This is a genomic window from Clostridiales bacterium, assembly GCA_030016385.1.
Lineage (GTDB): Bacteria > Bacillota > Clostridia > Clostridiales > Oxobacteraceae > JASEJN01.
Genome location: JASEJN010000026.1, coordinates 15,232 through 31,508, shown reverse-complemented (window position 1 = coordinate 31,508; position 16,277 = coordinate 15,232). Strand labels below are relative to the sequence as shown.

Annotated in this window: 16 protein-coding genes; 3 read left to right on the top strand and 13 right to left on the bottom strand. The window is 37.6% G+C overall.

Features of this window, described 5'->3' with window-relative positions; translation table 11 throughout:
• Window positions 1-94: 94 nt before the first annotated feature.
• From QME45_07820 to QME45_07805, 4 genes are all read right to left on the bottom strand, one after another.
• Window positions 95-1,186 carry an oligogalacturonate lyase family protein gene (locus tag QME45_07820; GenBank protein ID MDI6618570.1) on the bottom strand — a complete coding sequence of 364 codons (1,092 nt, stop codon included), beginning with the start codon at window positions 1,184-1,186 and terminating at the stop codon, window positions 95-97.
• Window positions 1,187-1,250: 64 nt separating this feature from the next.
• Window positions 1,251-2,975, bottom strand: coding sequence for a hypothetical protein (locus QME45_07815; GenBank protein ID MDI6618569.1), 1,725 nt, complete (start codon window positions 2,973-2,975; stop codon window positions 1,251-1,253).
• A gap of 190 nt (window positions 2,976-3,165) precedes the next feature.
• Complete coding sequence (locus QME45_07810; protein ID MDI6618568.1) at window positions 3,166-4,731, bottom strand: extracellular solute-binding protein; 1,566 nt, start codon at window positions 4,729-4,731, stop codon at window positions 3,166-3,168.
• A gap of 404 nt (window positions 4,732-5,135) precedes the next feature.
• Complete coding sequence (locus QME45_07805) at window positions 5,136-5,339, bottom strand: helix-turn-helix transcriptional regulator (GenBank protein ID MDI6618567.1); 204 nt, start codon at window positions 5,337-5,339, stop codon at window positions 5,136-5,138.
• 166 nt (window positions 5,340-5,505) lie between these two features.
• Here QME45_07805 and QME45_07800 point away from each other — a divergent pair, with 166 nt between their 5' ends.
• Window positions 5,506-5,949 (top strand): helix-turn-helix domain-containing protein, encoded by a 444-nt coding sequence (locus tag QME45_07800; GenBank protein ID MDI6618566.1) that lies wholly within the window; start codon window positions 5,506-5,508, stop codon window positions 5,947-5,949.
• Between the two features lie 1,012 nt (window positions 5,950-6,961).
• Here QME45_07800 and QME45_07795 read toward each other — a convergent pair.
• The 7 genes from QME45_07795 to QME45_07765 all read right to left on the bottom strand — a co-directional run bounded on the left by QME45_07795 (window position 6,962) and on the right by QME45_07765 (window position 12,649).
• Window positions 6,962-7,408, bottom strand: a complete 447-nt coding sequence (locus QME45_07795) for a hypothetical protein (protein MDI6618565.1) — start codon at window positions 7,406-7,408, stop codon at window positions 6,962-6,964.
• Entirely contained in the window at window positions 7,378-7,680 is a 303-nt protein-coding gene (locus tag QME45_07790; protein ID MDI6618564.1) for a type II toxin-antitoxin system Phd/YefM family antitoxin, read from the bottom strand. Before QME45_07790 ends, QME45_07795 begins: the two co-directional genes overlap by 31 nt.
• A gap of 279 nt (window positions 7,681-7,959) precedes the next feature.
• Window positions 7,960-8,448, bottom strand: a complete 489-nt coding sequence (locus QME45_07785; GenBank protein ID MDI6618563.1) for a plasmid pRiA4b ORF-3 family protein — start codon at window positions 8,446-8,448, stop codon at window positions 7,960-7,962.
• A gap of 206 nt (window positions 8,449-8,654) precedes the next feature.
• The gene (locus QME45_07780; protein MDI6618562.1) at window positions 8,655-9,317 is read right to left on the bottom strand and encodes a sugar transferase; all 663 of its coding nucleotides are present in this window, start codon (window positions 9,315-9,317) and stop codon (window positions 8,655-8,657) included.
• A gap of 157 nt (window positions 9,318-9,474) precedes the next feature.
• Complete coding sequence (locus QME45_07775; protein MDI6618561.1) at window positions 9,475-9,678, bottom strand: hypothetical protein; 204 nt, start codon at window positions 9,676-9,678, stop codon at window positions 9,475-9,477.
• Between the two features lie 255 nt (window positions 9,679-9,933).
• Window positions 9,934-11,502, bottom strand: coding sequence for a murein biosynthesis integral membrane protein MurJ (gene murJ / locus QME45_07770; protein ID MDI6618560.1), 1,569 nt, complete (start codon window positions 11,500-11,502; stop codon window positions 9,934-9,936).
• A 202-nt stretch (window positions 11,503-11,704) separates the two neighbouring features.
• A complete protein-coding gene (locus tag QME45_07765) occupies window positions 11,705-12,649 on the bottom strand; it encodes a hypothetical protein (protein MDI6618559.1) in 945 nt (314 codons plus the stop codon).
• 279 nt (window positions 12,650-12,928) lie between these two features.
• Here QME45_07765 and QME45_07760 point away from each other — a divergent pair, with 279 nt between their 5' ends.
• Together QME45_07760 and QME45_07755 are read left to right on the top strand one after the other, a co-directional pair.
• Window positions 12,929-13,372, top strand: coding sequence for a cell wall hydrolase (locus QME45_07760; GenBank protein ID MDI6618558.1), 444 nt, complete (start codon window positions 12,929-12,931; stop codon window positions 13,370-13,372).
• Between the two features lie 38 nt (window positions 13,373-13,410).
• Window positions 13,411-13,812 carry a hypothetical protein gene (locus tag QME45_07755; GenBank protein ID MDI6618557.1) on the top strand — a complete coding sequence of 134 codons (402 nt, stop codon included), beginning with the start codon at window positions 13,411-13,413 and terminating at the stop codon, window positions 13,810-13,812.
• 27 nt (window positions 13,813-13,839) lie between these two features.
• On the opposite strand, the gene QME45_07750 is transcribed toward QME45_07755, so the two are convergent.
• Both QME45_07750 and QME45_07745 read right to left on the bottom strand, forming a co-directional pair.
• A complete protein-coding gene (locus QME45_07750) occupies window positions 13,840-15,369 on the bottom strand; it encodes a phosphomannomutase/phosphoglucomutase (GenBank protein MDI6618556.1) in 1,530 nt (509 codons plus the stop codon).
• A 143-nt stretch (window positions 15,370-15,512) separates the two neighbouring features.
• Complete coding sequence (locus tag QME45_07745) at window positions 15,513-16,274, bottom strand: TSUP family transporter (GenBank protein ID MDI6618555.1); 762 nt, start codon at window positions 16,272-16,274, stop codon at window positions 15,513-15,515.
• Window positions 16,275-16,277: the final 3 nt, after the last annotated feature.

Below are 16,277 nucleotides of genomic sequence, written 5' to 3'. Positions count from 1 at the left end.
GGCAAATTGTGTTAAGCAATTTATATAAACAAAAACAATATCGATATATGCTTTTTGACGCATTCATTTATTCGAAAACCAACAAAACATTAAATCATAAATCGACTTTATATATTGAAGGCAGTCCGTCTTTATCGGAGGTGAACAATACCGACATGCTATCTGGAGTAAAACACGGATGAGGATGGCTGTCCTGGGTATTGCCGTATGATTTCCAGTGAGAACCATGAAAGCAAAGCTTTTCCTCTTTTTTATTTGCCACATCAATTATATATATAAATGAATCGCCATCACCTGTTATCATGCTACCTTCTCTATTGGAAATAAAATGCAAATAATGAGAACACTCCATCAAAGTATTTTCTTCAAGGGTATCAGGATTAATAAACTTTAAAAATGTTTTTTGATCTTTCTCCCGATACATGAATCCAAATTTCGAACCATCTCTTAACCAGAATTCATGAGTTGTAACCAGTTCATTTTCAGACTTTTCTCTTGCGCATCTGCGATTTGATCCATCCGAATTTATAAGCCACAGTCTTGCATCAATGAGATTTCCGGGGCCTTCATGACAGAACAATATTGTATCATTATTCCCAGGCCTTATCTGTGGATGCCCGAACCAGCAATTTTGTTCAAGGATAACATTTCCTTTATTATTCTCTATATCAAAATATACGATTCGGCATAAAGGTTTTTTACGCCACTGTGGTTCGAATGAAGACCAGTCACCTTTCCCTTCTATTATGTCTTTTTTATATATTTGAGTCATAGCTATAAACCTATTGTCATCGCTTATATCAAAGGTTCTACTCGACCACTCCTTAGGTTCTTGATATATGGGCACTTCATCAAGCGTATCAAGATTCATTTTATATATAGTATTATTGCGTGTGAAAAAAAGGTATTTGTCATCATTCGATAATATGCTTCCAAAATCATTTATACCATTTCCTTCTGTAAGCTGGACTGCATCGCCATTTATAATATTCATCTTATACAAGTTTCTATTTCCATCTCTATCGCTACCATATATAAGGTAATTGCTATCGGAAGTGAACATTTTATTATAAAAATATTGATGATGGTTTACACATCTTTCTGGTGTTAATTTTGTAACTCTCTTTCCAGTAAATTCATCAGTATATTTTATAAGTGAATTTTTATGCTTCTGTCCTTTAGACATCTATATTTCTCCCTTTTTACTATGACTTATTGGTTACAATAAAAACCCTTAGGCTGCATGCCCACTAAATCAACTTAAGAGTAGTAATATTGTCTTTGCTGTTCAAGAACAGTTCTGACATTCCCTTGGCTTTCATATCGGCCTCAAGCATCAATTTTCTGTCATGAATGTTATATTCAACTCTTATCATCTCATTGTTTTTATCTTTAATAATTTCAGGCATGCCACCATTATCCGAGTTTATGTTCAAACAAAATGCGCAAACTGCTTGCGGCAATTCTTTAAACCTAATACTTATGGGATCTCCGCTGTATAAAATGATATCCGCATATTTAATATCTTTTCTTTCTCCAATTTTATAATCGATCCTGAAATTTCCGAAGCAGCAGTAAAGCATATGAATTTTTATATTCACGTTATTTGATTTGCATATAAACGTATTCTCGGATTTATCCAATTGTATGCCGTCTATTGCCCCGCCGAATTCAAACCTTATCCTGAAATCCCTGGCTTTTATCGTCGCATCCTTGATCATGTCCAGATTGCAATGGGTATCTCCGCCATTCGTTGCAAAATCAATTATACCCAATAAATCCCCCTTATATTGCACCGAGTGGAGTACGGCGGAAGAATAATCATATCCATCGTGCAAACATCTCAGATAAAAATAAACAGGGTTATCGCTATCTCCTAAATATGCTACGAGCGCTCTTCGCTGGTTCCATAAATCAGAAACATTAAATGAACCCAGTGCAAAATTTTTTGCTAAATAGCTTGTTGCCAAGTGAAGCTTTTTCCCCTTATTAAATGTTTGGACTATTAGACGTTCTTTATCTTCCCTGAAATAATGAACGTATTCTTCAGGACACTTTAACTTTATGCGCGGAAAATCTATGGTGATTCTCAGTTTTTCATCATCCAGGAATTTTACGGCTCCCCCAGTTGCAAGCTGTATTTTTGACAGGAATAAATCATCCTGCAGAGTTTTATAACACCTCGTATGAGGACCAGCCCATTGATTTGTGTGGGCGTGGAAGTGTTCAGCCACACATTTCCATCCCATATTGCTTAACTCGCCGACCATTTTAAGACAATCTTCATCTTTTATCTGATTGAGCATTCTTGATAGATCCTCCAACGCAATCATCGTATATGTAGGGCTGTTATATTCTGTAAATGCCCCGATACTTATTGTATAATCGTAGAACCTTTTTAAATAATTCCTGCCAAAGTCAAATATTTTTTTCTCACCTAATAATTCACCGGCTAAAATCGTTACATATGCACTCATAATCGCAATATTCGTATAACCTATGCTCACATTTCGTTTTATTATCGAATTGCATGCATGTATTATCGAATTTTTTATACTTTTTTCTAAATCATCAGGAAGATCGTTTGAATAGTCTAAGAGTATCTGCAGCAATTCTTTTCCACAAAAGTTTGCCCAGTTCCAGTCAGGAGGAGACATCTTACTTAGCGGTTCTTCATAAAACCATGACCATATCCCATATGTTTTATTTGACCGATTAGTATCCTGAAGTGATATGACTTTCTTTACAATATCCATGGCAATTTTCTCGTTATCGTCGATTCCGCTGTCAAATAGCGCGACAGCATAAGTTAGTGAATCCCGCGTCGGATGGACATAGCCACCTTTTAGCGTAGTATGATATCCTGGAGATGAAAAAGGTCTCTTTATCATCATGACTTCAGGATCATACTCCTTATTGTGTCTTTTTAATTCCTCAAAAAATAATTTATGCTCTATATCGCTCATTTCTATCATAATCAGCTCTCCCTCTCCCATCTTTTAAAAAACAAAATGCCGGCAATTATATATAGGCATTTTATTTTTTTATGTGAGGATAAAAGGCATTATCTGATGCATTGTCTTTCATCCCCACAAGATAATCAATTCTGTATAACCTGAAAAGCCTTGTTAAACAATAGACAATAAATAATCTTTCATGAATTATCTATTTTTTAAAATTCTTTTCATACCATGCCTGCATCAATTGCTCCATTTTTTCTCCGCCCTGCTTCTTCCATGTTGCCTGTATCTGTTCCATTCCCCACTCGGGAGTATACTGGCTTCCTCCTGTAATGACTTTGTTTATGATACCGCTTGTGCTGAATTGGAACTTTTCATTTGTGCCTTTTAATAAATCGTCAAATGTCGGAGCATACGGTATATCCCTTCTGAAAACATTCTTCATTGCCACCTGAATGCCTCTTCCCTTTAAATCCGCTTCCTCTTTAGCAATCGGGTCATCCGCGGACATTATTTTGAATGCTTCCGGCTTCGGATCCCAGTTATTTATTAATGCATACTCCGTGCTGTACTGCAACTCCTTCTGGTTTTTGTCGGCATCTATGGCTTTCGGTAATCCGTCAACCATTTTATAGTTTTGGCCTGCAACACCGAACATTATTGTAAACCAGCCTTTATCTATCATCCAGTCCAGCAATTTTACAGCAGCCTTGGGATTCTTCATGTTCTTGTTAAAAACTATCAGCCTGTTTGCAGGCGGCTCCTGATATAAACCATTTCTGCCATACTTCGTAGAAACTGATTCTAACGGCTCCACCACAGCATTAGGATTATTCTTCTTGAAATCTCTGTAATAAGGTGGCGCATATCCACCCATGTATATACCGGCTTTTCCATTGATCCACAACTGTTTTTCATTTTCATAGCTCTTTCCCGGATCTTTTTCAATCAAGCCTTCTTCAAACAGCTTTTTCCGGAATGCAAGCACTTCCTTGTATCTGTCTAAAGTTGTTCCATACTTGACTTTTCCGTTTTCGATATACCATTGATAATTTATACAATTATAAAAGGCCTGTATTATACCATCTAAGTTATAGTTATATGCAAAACCATATGTGTCGTTTTTGCCATTTCCATCTGGATCATTATTTTTAAATGCTTCTGCAACCTTTAAAAGTTCTTCATCGGTTGTCGGCATCTTTAATCCCAATTCATCAAGCCAATCCTTTCTGATTACCATGCCATGGTTTGCTATTACATCTATACCTCTCTTGCTCGTAACAGCATACATTTTCCCATTTTTAGTTACATAGGGCAATAATTCAGGATGCGCTTTTATATATGCTTTATATGAAGTACTGTATTTTTCAATATACTCATCAATCGGTTGAATAACGTTCTGATTGATCCTTGTCAGCAAAAAATTCGTACCATAGTCCCACATAAGATCGGGAGCCTGCCCTACTGCAATTAGAGAATTGAGTTTTTGCTCTGTTTGAGTCCTCAAAACAGGTACCCAAGTCACTTTAACCCCTGAATTTTCATTAATATATTTTGTCCATCTGTTTTCCTCATAACTCCCTTCCTCAGGTAACACTTGGCCTCTATCGAATATCTCGGCACTTATCTCCATTGGAATCTTATCATACTCATCCTTTGTATTACCGCTCTTGGTCGAATTATTATCAGCCTTTTTACTACAAGATACTCCTGATGAAATGAATATTATCATCAGAACCAATGCAATACTTTTTAAAACTCTTTTCCTCATCGCTAAAGTCCCCCTTTTTTGATTTCAGACCATTTTGATTTTTTGTTAAACTTCTTTGCTGTGTCATTCTTCATTTTCAACAATTCTATGAAAGACAATACTATTTCTAACTACTTGTATGTAAAACATAGGCTCTCATAAAACCATCTCCTTACCATTTATTTACTTTGGCTTGCCTCATCGGTGCCGGTAAGCCGTATCCGGCAGACATAATGAACTTGTTTCGGCATCTAAGCTTTAAAATCATACACAACATTCTGATAAAAAGCATCTTTTTCATTATCCTTATCTTGCATAAATAACCCACATAGCAGTAGAAAAAAATCTCTTCAATTTCAAAATGTTCTAACTAAACTTCCAGTCAGATCTGCATATGCTCTCTGCTACTCATGCTTTTGCTCCTTTTAAGCTGTATGTCTACTTTTCTCGAAGAATAATATCCAGTCAAATCCTAGTACATCAGCAATATATTTCGCAGTCTTTACTGATGGGGTGCGATTTCCCAATTCAATTTTATTGATCATTGAGGTATGAACACCTACCATTTCGGCCAATTTCTCTTGAGTAAGGTTCTTACTTAATCTCAAATTTTTCAACCAAGTACGCATATTTACATGCCCCCTAGTATAGACGAAATGTCTATCTTTTATTATATAGACATTTCGTCTATAAGTCAATAACATTTATTTAATGAATAGACTTTTTGTCTATGGAGAATATAAAATATTGTATAGACAAAAAGTCTAATGTAGAATTGGAAAAGGAGTGATAATCATGATTGGAAAAAAATTAAAGGAATTAAGAGAATCAAAAGGTCTTACAAGAAAGGCCGTTGCAGAGCAAATAAATATTGATCAGACAACATATGGTAAATATGAATTAGGTAAGCGAGAACCATCCTTTGAAATTGTAAAAAAGCTTGCTGATTTCTTTCAAGTTAGTGTTGATTTTCTTCTGGGACGTGAAAAAAAGTATCCAACTTATGAATCCAAAAACAAAGAATATAAAGTTACTCTTTCAAAAAAAGACATGAAGAAAATCAAGGAGGAATCTCTGAGACTTAAAAATCTTATGATGTCATCAATTGGTTTCGCCTTTGATGGTCAAATTGGCGATAAGGACACTTTAGAAAAAGTTATGACAGCTCTTGAAGAAGGGATGACTTTAGCAAAAAAGGAAGCAAAGAAAAAGTATACTCCCAAAAAATATAGAAAATGATGGGGGGATTAATATGCAAAACATAAAGAGTAAAGTCAGAAAATTAATAAATTTATATCGAACAAGTGATCCTTTTGCGCTTTGTAAAGCACTAAACATTTTGATTATAAAAATAGATCTTGGCAGTATTCGAGGAATCTATCAGTATAAAAATCGAAAACAAATAATCTATTTAAATTGCAATCTACATTCAACCCTATCGCGCCAAGTATGTGCCCATGAACTCGGACATGCTATACTACATAAAAAGACTAATACAATCTTTTTAGATACATATACATAGTCCATTACCAATAAAATAGAAATGGAAGCAAATACTTTTGCCGCTGAACTTATCATAAGCGATTCAGATTTGAAAAACCTGAAGAGATATTCTATTAATTATGTAGCCAGTCTTTTAGGTGTCGAAAAGAAACTTATTGAGTATAAATTAAAAAACCTATAGTAGTTCTATCTTTTTTATAACAGAATACAAAATAGGCTGTGTAAGTTCGAAAAAATTTGATCTCTACGGGGTGCGGACATAAAGTTGGATTCCCTTATGGCTCCGAAAGGAACCTCTGAGAGATATATTCTTAAGAAAAAATATACTCGAAATCAGGAAATTTTCTTCCATCATCACAAGAACGACCAGAATACAGAATGCCCTGAATATCCTTATCCATAAATGTGTCAGGAATGGGTCATACGATCCTTTTTTCTGTGCCAAATGCCATACTTCGGCGACTGTATTACGTGAGCTTCCCAAGCTGGAAGCAACGCTTGTGTTACTGTAACCCTGGCTTTTTACCCGGATTATTTCTTGACAACTCACAATGATTATCTATCTCTATAATCGTATTTGCACAAATGCTTGTGCATAAAACAATTATAAGACAGTTGCACTGCTTCGGAAAATGACGCTTTGAAATATCGGAATATTTGCTCTGGATTACCGGAAAATCTGCACTATCTAAATGGAATATTCATTGACACAAGCTTTTTAAAACAATAGCATGTCATAACACTTCTGCTACTGTTTTTTATTTTTATTAATTTTTCTCCAATCGGTACATATGCGAAGATGCTTATTAAATTCATTCTTTGGTAATCTTTTGATTACTTGATTTCTCTTATGAGCAACTTTAAAAGCAAAATCATTACTTCTTTTTTCAATCGTTAGAATATAAACTATACGAAGAACGTCTACCCTCTCTTTAGTAACCTTAAAAATAATTCTTACACCTGCATCCCTTAATTTTTTCTCTCTACAACCAGCTAATTTTGAATTTGTATTATTCTTTAATGGTTTACCAACTTCATCCGCTCTTATTTCTAAATCATCTATAGATTTATTAACAATGCCTACAACAGAATTATCAAGTCCTTTGTATTCTTTCTCAGCGTCAGGATGAAATCTTACATCAAATCGTTTTATTTCGCTCAAAATTATTTGCCATCTCTGCGTATATCTTTCCATGAAACAGCAGCTTCCGGATTATTTTTAAGTTCTTCAATTCTGTGAGAGAGTATCATTTCTTCCTCTTTTTCTTCCAACTCATAAAGTCTCTGATACATTTTTTCAAAATAATCATAACTTATCAATACTGTATCAATATTCCCATTATCAGATATATATATTGGCCTTTCTTTTGCAAGTTTTCTGAATTTGCCGAACTTTTTTGAGGCTACTGATGATTTAACTATCTGATCTTTAGTTATATTTGGTTTTTCCATAGCACTCACATCCATATCTTAATCCCCCTTTATATTATATTAACATAAATTTATTTTATGCGTAATATCGTACGTAATATTATACGTATACTATGATTATATTCTTTTATCTTAATTATAGCAAGAACACTCATGCTTCTTTCTTCAATTCATAATTTGAAGACTCAATTATCAAAGTAAGTTCCACCCCTTATCCTCTTAAAGTGGAAGTTACCCTGAAAAATATCAAGAGTGGAAATTACTATGGGAAAAGGTGCATCATCTAAAGGGAATATTCTTCTTTAAGCATGCTATTCACAAACTCAATATCGAAATTTCGGTGCCCTTGGCTTTTCCCCAATTGACCATATTCTCATGCTCGGGGTTCTCATCATCGGCTATAGCCTCAAGAAATTTCTCATACCCAGGCTCTCCACCAACATCCTCTGGCGGTGTATCACCGGCTCCGCCGATGCAAACAGGATAGTTTTTATCATAGCCTTCCACAATCTTTTCAACCACTATGTAATGCTGCCATTCGTCCCCAAAGTCGTATATGTATTTCATCTTTTTAAATCTAGGAATATAATGAGATAACTTTACATTACTATCAAGTTTAGCCTCTATTTCCTGAGGATAATCAAAAGTCCCTTCATTGCAAACCAAAAGGATAATCGGCCTCAGGCTTTCCCTATTGTATGCAGGATGATTGATATACGCGTCGCTTGAGTATTTTTTATCAGATATCTTGTTATCATAAATATAAAATTTATAATAAGATGCAGCCTCGCATGACTTATTCATCCTTATCTAAGAATAGAGTATTCCTGATAAGAGTAATTCTATATATTAATTATCCAAAGATTAATTCTTTGATCCTTGATACATTAATATCACGGTCTATAAGTTTATTCATGAATAGCAAAGATTGTAGGGCTATTCCTTTCTCCCATTTTAAGTCAACTTAAGTCAACGATAAAATCAATCAATCTGAATTATTTATATCCTTCCTATGCTGCATTTTCGTCTCCGAAAAATACCTTGAATGTCTTGAAGATAAGTTTCAAATCCAACCAGAAGTTTCTATCCTGTATGTATTTTATATCCAGCTTTACCCATTCATCGAACCCTATGCTGTCCCGTCCCATCACCTGCCAATAGCATGTAAGGCCCGGCTTTACGGCAAGCCTTAACTTTTCATAAGGGCCATACTGTTTTACTTCCCTTGGAAGAGGCGGCCTCGGCCCTACTATACTCATGTCTCCCTTTAATATGTTGAAAAGCTGGGGAAGCTCATCGATGCTTGTCTTCCTTATGAATTTTCCAACTCTCGTAATCCTGGGATCGTCTTTTATTTTAAATGCCGGTCCTGTCTGTTCATTTTTTTCTTTTAAATTATCCAGCAGTTCCTCGGCATTGCATACCATGGATCGGAATTTCAGCATGTTGAATTCTTTCGCGCCTTTTCCGCATCTTTTCTGTATAAAAAAAACCGGACCATTGGAGTCAAGTTTTATCAGAATTGCTGTTACGATGAATAAAGGCGATAAAATTATAATTGCAAAAAGCGAACAGACTATATCAAACAACCTTTTGAAAAACAAGTATATACTGCCTTTACTGGCGACAGTTTCTTCTACAGCCTCGAGTTTAAGAGCATTGTTTACATCCAATGTAAATCCCTCCAAGCGTTAAATTTAATATATAATTATAAATTCGTTTGAAGCAATAAAGTGCCGTTTGCAGCAAATTTCTACTGCAAATATTTAATATCTTTAACCTCCCTCATGTCCTTGCGGACCGAAACACCGCACCTCAAATCAGGATTTTTTAAGCCTTTGAAATCATGAATTGGCTCTTCGCCCAGGAATGGCAGCCTTTTCTCTCACGCAACTTACGCTTAGGGATATAAAAAATAAGGCGATCCTGAAAGCGGTATTCAAGTCTGGCCTTAACATTATCTTCATTACCAGTCTCTACAAAAGCTGCATACCATTTATCCATATTTTTTTTATAAAATTGCCCTTCATCCATAATCTTGATTATCCTGAATTATCAGATTTTAACTTTAATAATATTTTTAATGGCTTTAAAAATATTGCAATATTATCAGTTCAAAACATCATTTCTCAAATTTCTTGTCGCCATTGTGGGTCTATATATTCTACAATTTCCACTTTAATTCCTGCAAAAAATTAAACATTTTTTAACTTTTTTTGATTATTTTATTCTTCATCCTTGATATAGAAACCGCGCAGGCAGTGAAATGTCTCATTTTCCTCATTATTTTCACCATTTTGATATTTTTAATTTTCTCATGAAATATCCCATGAAGTAGTTGTATTCATATATATTCATGCGCTTTATGACCGCAGCGTATATTATCATGCCAAGGACAGTCGACACGATAAGGCCTGCAAATTGTTTGATCAGGGAAGCTCCCAGAGCGGCCGACAAATATTTATTTATAAAGAATACGAATATACCCATTATTGCCGCGGCCACTATGACTTTCAAAAATGTTTTCAATATCCTTTCCATATCCAGAGCGATCTTTCTGTTTAAAGTGTAGAACAGCAAAATAGTTGTAATTATCGCCGACAGTGAAGTCGCAAGTGCTAATCCTTCTATGCCCATGGCCATGTAAAGCAAATAGTTCAATATTATGTTTAAGACGATTCCTATCACGCCGTTTATCGTCGGAGTTTTGGTATCCTTTATCGAATAAAACGCTCTTCCCAGTATATCCCTTATCCCATAAAAGACCATCCCCGGGGAATAAAATAGAAGCACTGCTGCAGTTACCACGGCCGCCTTGCTGTCAAAGGCTCCCCTCTCGAATGCCACCCTTACAAGAGGCCTCCTTAAAATCATCATCCCGACTGTGGCGGGAACTATTATTAAAGCAATCATATTTATTGCGCTTGCAAGTGTCGATTTGTATTCATCCCGGTTGTCCTGTGCCGAAAGCTTTGAAAGATTGGCATACACGACTGTGGAAAGTGCAAACCCAAAGATGCTGTATACAAAAATCGTAAGTTTATTGCCGAAATTCAACATTGCCATGGCGCCTTCACCGGCATTGGATGCAAAAAACCTGTCTATAAGAAAATTGATCTGGGCCACGGATGCCCCTATGAGCACTGGTATTATGAGATGAAACATTTTTTTAATGCTCTCGTCTTTGAAATCGATTATCAGCTTATATCTGTAGCCCATGCTTTTGTATTTCGGTATCTGTATGACTGCCTGCACAAAACTTGCGATTATCAGCGATATGATGAGGCCTTTTGCACCGTATTTCAAACCCAAAAATGCAAGATAAAGAACTACTACTATATTGTAAAATATAGGTGTGGAGGCAGGCACTGTAAATTCACCATGGGCCTGCAGCACACCTGTAAGCACATTCTGAAGCCCTACGAATACCAAAGATACGAACATGATCTTTGTAAGCTCTATTGCCTGTGCATAGTTGGCCGCACTGTATTTTGTAGCAAACCCCGGCGCAAAAATCAAAACTATGTATTTGCCGAAAGCTATGCCGAACAGAACAAGAATTACAGAAATCAATAATGTTATGTTCATTATATTGTTTACAAAATAATTTCTCTTTTCATATGTTTTGTTTTCGATAAAATCACAGAGCATCGGAATAAATGTAGTACTGAGCGAACTTCCTATGCTTGTAAAGAGGATATTCGTCATGCCCATTCCAAATACATATATATCGCTTGCAAAGGATGCGCCATATTTTGCCGCAATCAGGCTCTCCCTTCCAAAGCCGAGTATTTTGCTTATGATCATCAAAACGACTATTATGGCGGTGTTTTTCGCCATCTGCTTCTTCGACATCATTATACCTCATTATCTTAAAATATACGTCCGTTCATCCGTCAGGATACACTATTATTAAATATCAACATTCATATTATAATTGTTACCATTTATTATATCAGAAAACAGCAAATGCAATAAAGTTTTCATTTTAATCGCCCTAATAACAATCGCTATGCGGACTATCATACATTCCTTCGCAGATAATGGAATGCCTCTTTTTTTAAAGCCCGTATGTTTTGGCAAGATACCTTATAGTTGCCATATCCATATTATTCATTGCAGCGCTTCTTATCTCGTCTTTTGCATCTGAAGAAAAGCGTCCGAAAGCCCCTTTCGCATTGCTTATCTCTCCTGAAAAGTTTTCAGACGGATTACTGATCATCTTTGAATTGATCGCTATAACGGATAATACCCAGCTTTTGGCCTGACTGTTTGTCACATCGCCAAGTACCAAGCGAAGCTCCTTGTTTGTAGTTTTAAGCGCTGCAATCTTTGGGTCAACGGCAGGTTTTGCCTCTCCGCCTGATGCAGGCTGCGAGCCATTTTGAACATTGCCGCCTTTATTTTGCTGCGCGCCTTCCTTTGATGCGAGCTGCGTTGCCAGCGTAAGGTTTATGCTGCCTGACGCCAATCTTATATCCTTTATGTCAAACATCAGTATGCGGCTGCCGATATCTATGGAACCATCGTCCAGTATCTTTACATTTTTGCCCAGATTTTTCTTGATGAGATTCAATGCGATACCCTTAGGTATCATTATTTTCCCTATTGAAAGCTTCTGTATCTTCAGGCGGATGCTGCCGCCTGCAACGGCGATATTCATCCGGCACTGCACGAAGAAGTCCTTATTCCAGAATGGCACAACGGCGCTTAATATGGCGTCGTTCCCTGAAAGCTTTATAAAAGGATCCTTTATCTTATTTTTATATTTGCTGCCTTTGAAATATTCACTTATGACCGCGTTCATGTCCGGCTCGCCAAGCTCAATATTTCCATTTCCAGTTACGGCTGTCTTGAGCTTCGCCGTAAGTGCCGATGCATCGGATATTTTTACAACGGCTATATCCCTGTTCCATGCAAGCAAACCGTAAGCTATCAAAAATGCCAGGATTAGTGCACAGACAACAGAACCCGCTATCACTGTCCATCTTTTTTTCTTATCCATGATTTCACCTTTGCTATAATTATTTATTAATATTCTTTTTATGACCGGATAAAATTCAAGCTTAATATAAATATCATTATAGCATAATTTTATCCATATTAAATTTCAAATTGGAAACAGATTCATGATGCGCGCAGATTATTTGAAAGATATTATTGAAAGGGCATCGGCTGAAAGTCTTTAGAATCTGTTAATTTTAGGTTCATAAAAAATTAGAAGTAACATAACAAGTTTTGTTGAATATACTGTATTATCGATATTTTTAGGGAGGATATGCACATGGCCTTTTCAGTGCGGGAACTTTTTGCCAGGATAATTAAATGTGAAGCCGGAGGAGAAGGGGACACAGGTATGAAAGCCGTCGCATGTGTGATCATGAACAGAGTCAACGTATCTGCCGGCGAATACTTAAGAATGGGTCAGGGCGATTTGCGGAAAATAATTTTTCAGCCGGGTCAGTTTGATTGCGCCCGTTCAATTATCGGCGGGCAGATTAACACCCAAACTATCTGGTCAAACCCTCCCGACCAGATACATTATGATATCGCCGATTGGGCTCTTTCGGGCCACAGACTATGGGAAATAGGAACTGCACTCTGGTATTTCAATCCTTTTATTCCGACCTGTCCTTTAATATTCCCCAAAAATGGCGCAGGTTCGATTATAAACAGGATCGGGCAGCACTGCTTCTATATACCTACAAGCGTTTACTATGAAACATGATTTTATAGTTTATAAGTAATTTTCAAGGAGGTTGGTTAATGTATCCTTATTGTTATCCAAATTGCTTTAAAATTCCAAATGCGGATGATACCAAACGGATGGATGATTTTTCAGATGAAGACTTTCCTGTTCCCGGAACGACATCAGGACAGCCTGTCACTCCCGCCGCCCCACCGCCTTCAACAGCGCAGGCGCCGGATAGTGTAATAGGGCAGACGCCGAGTGTTATAACAGACATCGGTTTTACGCAGGCGTATCTTAAGACACAAATAGGCAAAAACGTCAGGATCGAATTTTTGATAGGCACCAACATTTTGACGGATAGGCTGGGCGTACTTACGGATGTAGGTATAAGCTATATAATCATAAGGCCCGAGGGTACCGACGACAAGATGCTCTGCGATATCTACTCCATTAAATTCATTACCTTCTATTCATAAACTTTGAGCCGGCGGGACGGCTCTGTATTAAGCATGACTTGACGCGGAGCTGTCCCCTGCCAGTATTTTCGTATCGAGATATCTGTATCTTCTTAAAAATTCATAAACTTTGGATGCGATTATATTCACCCCGCCTTTTGAGTCGGATTCTATGTTTAAAGGCATAAGCGGCTCATGCAGCGACATCCTTAGAAGGAACCATCCGTCACCGTTTTCCTTATCAAACGACACCCGTATCCCCTCGTAATTGTCAGGTGCTATGTCCCAATCCATTCTCTTTGCATATTCATGCAGATCATCGATAATTTTCATCCCGTATTCCTTGAAATCCTCACAGTTTAGATTCATCCGGAATTCTTTGGCTTCTTTTGGTTCCGGTAGCATACTTATAAGGCTTTCTATGCTTTTGCCCGTTTTTTTCAGGTTTGCCATCTTTATTATTATTTTCGTCATAAGGTATGCACCGTCGTCCAGGAAATAATTTTCATAAAGGGCGCCATGGCCCGATGTCTCCATAGCGAGGTAACATCCCTTTCCTTCCTTGTTAAGCCTTATAGCTTCGTCTATTACATTTTTATAACCCCTTTTAAATCTGTGATGTATGCCGCCCAGAGCCTCGATAAATTTTTTCAGTCCCGTCGATGTTACAGAGTCCGTAACGATTATGCTCCGTGGATGCTCATCCAAAACTATGGCGGACATAAGCGCAATCAATGCATTTCTGTTTATTTCCTTCCCGCCCTTCAAAACGGCGCCGGCTCTATCGACATCGGCATCGAATATTATTCCAAGGTCTGCGCCGTTTTTGACTACAGCACTTGATATGGAGTCCATCGCATCCTTATTTTCAGGATTGGGTATATGGTTCGGGAAGTGCCCGTCAGGCTCTGTAAACTGACTTCCGCAAGTATCCGCTCCGAGGGGTTCTAAAACTTCGTTTTTGAAAAATCCTCCCGCTCCGTTTCCGGCATCGACTATTATCTTAAAGCCATCAAGAGGCTTCTCCGCGCCTGTTTCTTGCATTATCTTATCCCTCAGCCTCTTTGCATATGCTCTTATAAGTTCGGCTGTTTTTACACTGCCCGCCGTCTTTGGCTCATTGAATTTATTTTGCGATGCTTTATTCAATATATCCGTTATTTCTTCTTTTTCAAGGCCGCCGCCGCGGGTAAAAAATTTCATTCCGTTTCTGTTAAATGGAAGATGGCTTGCTGTTATCATTATGGCTCCGTCACATTCAAACCCATCCATTACAGTGGACATAAACATAGCAGGAGTCGAAGCCATACCGCAGTCCAAAACGCTGCAGCCTGCCGATAACAGTCCGTCTATTGCAGCAGCCTTCAAAGCCGGACCGGATATCCTCGAATCCATGCCGACTGAAATCTTGAGCTTGTCTTTGCCTTTTGTCTTGTCGCTAAGCCATGCGGCAAATGCCTTCGCTATACTTTCCACTCTTTGTGATGTCAGATTCACATGCTGCCCCGGAATTCCCTCCGATGCCACTCCTCTTACATCGCTGCCATTTTGAAGCTTCATATATTCGCTATCGATCATCTTAAATATCCTCCTAATTTTTAGAATAACAGGAAATTTGATTAACCGTACCCAACAAACTGGCACCATTGATTAACCGTCCCTAAACCAGCTGGCAAATCAGCTTCGATGAGAACAGGAAATTTGATTAACCGTCCCCTATACTATATGAATTCAGTTACTATTTTTAAAAATAAAAGTGCAAATACGCCTATAAACACAGGTTTAATAACTTTTGAACCATTTTTTATGGCAAGACCCGAACCTATCCAGTTTCCGGCTATTCCGAACAATGCCGCAGGTATTCCTATCCCGAACAGTACCTTCCCACTCAGCAAAAATGTCACAAGGGCGGCTATGTTCGATGAAAGGTTGACTATCTTTGAATTTCCAGAGGCTGTCGTCATATCAAACCCTATTGCTCCTGTATAAACAAGTATGAGGAATGTTCCGGTCCCCGGCCCGAAAAAGCCGTCATAGGCGCCTATTACTACTCCCGTTATGGCTGATAGAAATATTATTTTCCTTCCGGACAAATGTTTGACTCTGTTGTTTTCGCCAAAGTTCCTCTTTGCCAGTATAAATACAGCGATAACTGGAAGCATTATAATCAGGGTATACCTCAGGTAAATATCGCTCAGCGATAACGCAGCCTTTGCGCCGAGAGCCGATCCTGCAAGGGCACCTATGGCGGATATTATTGCGGACTTGAGATAAACTTTCCTGCTTTTCACAAATCTCAACGTCGAAAACAGCGTCCCAAACATGGAAGAAAATTTATTGGTGCCGTATGCAAAATGCATGGGCAACCCGGCGAATACATACGCAGGTAATGATATAAGCCCTCCGCCTCCTGCAATGGAATCCACGAGTCCGGCCGCAAAAATCAAAGGACAAATCAAAAGCATTGTGCGTGTCATATGCATATA

Bases quoted from the DNA above. Each gene is read 5' to 3' on its own strand.
- QME45_07745 (MDI6618555.1), bottom strand. From the start codon at position 16,274: ATGCATATGACACGCACAATGCTTTTGATTTGTCCTTTGATTTTTGCG.
- QME45_07775 (MDI6618561.1), bottom strand. From the start codon at position 9,678: ATGGATGAAGGGCAATTTTATAAAAAAAATATGGATAAATGGTATGCA.
- QME45_07795 (MDI6618565.1), bottom strand. From the start codon at position 7,408: ATGGAAAGATATACGCAGAGATGGCAAATAATTTTGAGCGAAATAAAA.
- QME45_07805 (MDI6618567.1), bottom strand. From the start codon at position 5,339: ATGCGTACTTGGTTGAAAAATTTGAGATTAAGTAAGAACCTTACTCAA.
- QME45_07755 (MDI6618557.1), top strand. From the start codon at position 13,411: ATGTATCCTTATTGTTATCCAAATTGCTTTAAAATTCCAAATGCGGAT.
- QME45_07810 (MDI6618568.1), bottom strand. From the start codon at position 4,731: ATGAGGAAAAGAGTTTTAAAAAGTATTGCATTGGTTCTGATGATAATA.
- QME45_07800 (MDI6618566.1), top strand. From the start codon at position 5,506: ATGATTGGAAAAAAATTAAAGGAATTAAGAGAATCAAAAGGTCTTACA.
- QME45_07815 (MDI6618569.1), bottom strand. From the start codon at position 2,975: ATGATAGAAATGAGCGATATAGAGCATAAATTATTTTTTGAGGAATTA.
- QME45_07750 (MDI6618556.1), bottom strand. From the start codon at position 15,369: ATGATCGATAGCGAATATATGAAGCTTCAAAATGGCAGCGATGTAAGA.
- QME45_07820 (MDI6618570.1), bottom strand. From the start codon at position 1,186: ATGTCTAAAGGACAGAAGCATAAAAATTCACTTATAAAATATACTGAT.
- QME45_07760 (MDI6618558.1), top strand. From the start codon at position 12,929: ATGGCCTTTTCAGTGCGGGAACTTTTTGCCAGGATAATTAAATGTGAA.
- QME45_07765 (MDI6618559.1), bottom strand. From the start codon at position 12,649: ATGGATAAGAAAAAAAGATGGACAGTGATAGCGGGTTCTGTTGTCTGT.
- QME45_07785 (MDI6618563.1), bottom strand. From the start codon at position 8,448: ATGAATAAGTCATGCGAGGCTGCATCTTATTATAAATTTTATATTTAT.
- QME45_07790 (MDI6618564.1), bottom strand. From the start codon at position 7,680: ATGGATGTGAGTGCTATGGAAAAACCAAATATAACTAAAGATCAGATA.
- murJ (MDI6618560.1), bottom strand. From the start codon at position 11,502: ATGATGTCGAAGAAGCAGATGGCGAAAAACACCGCCATAATAGTCGTT.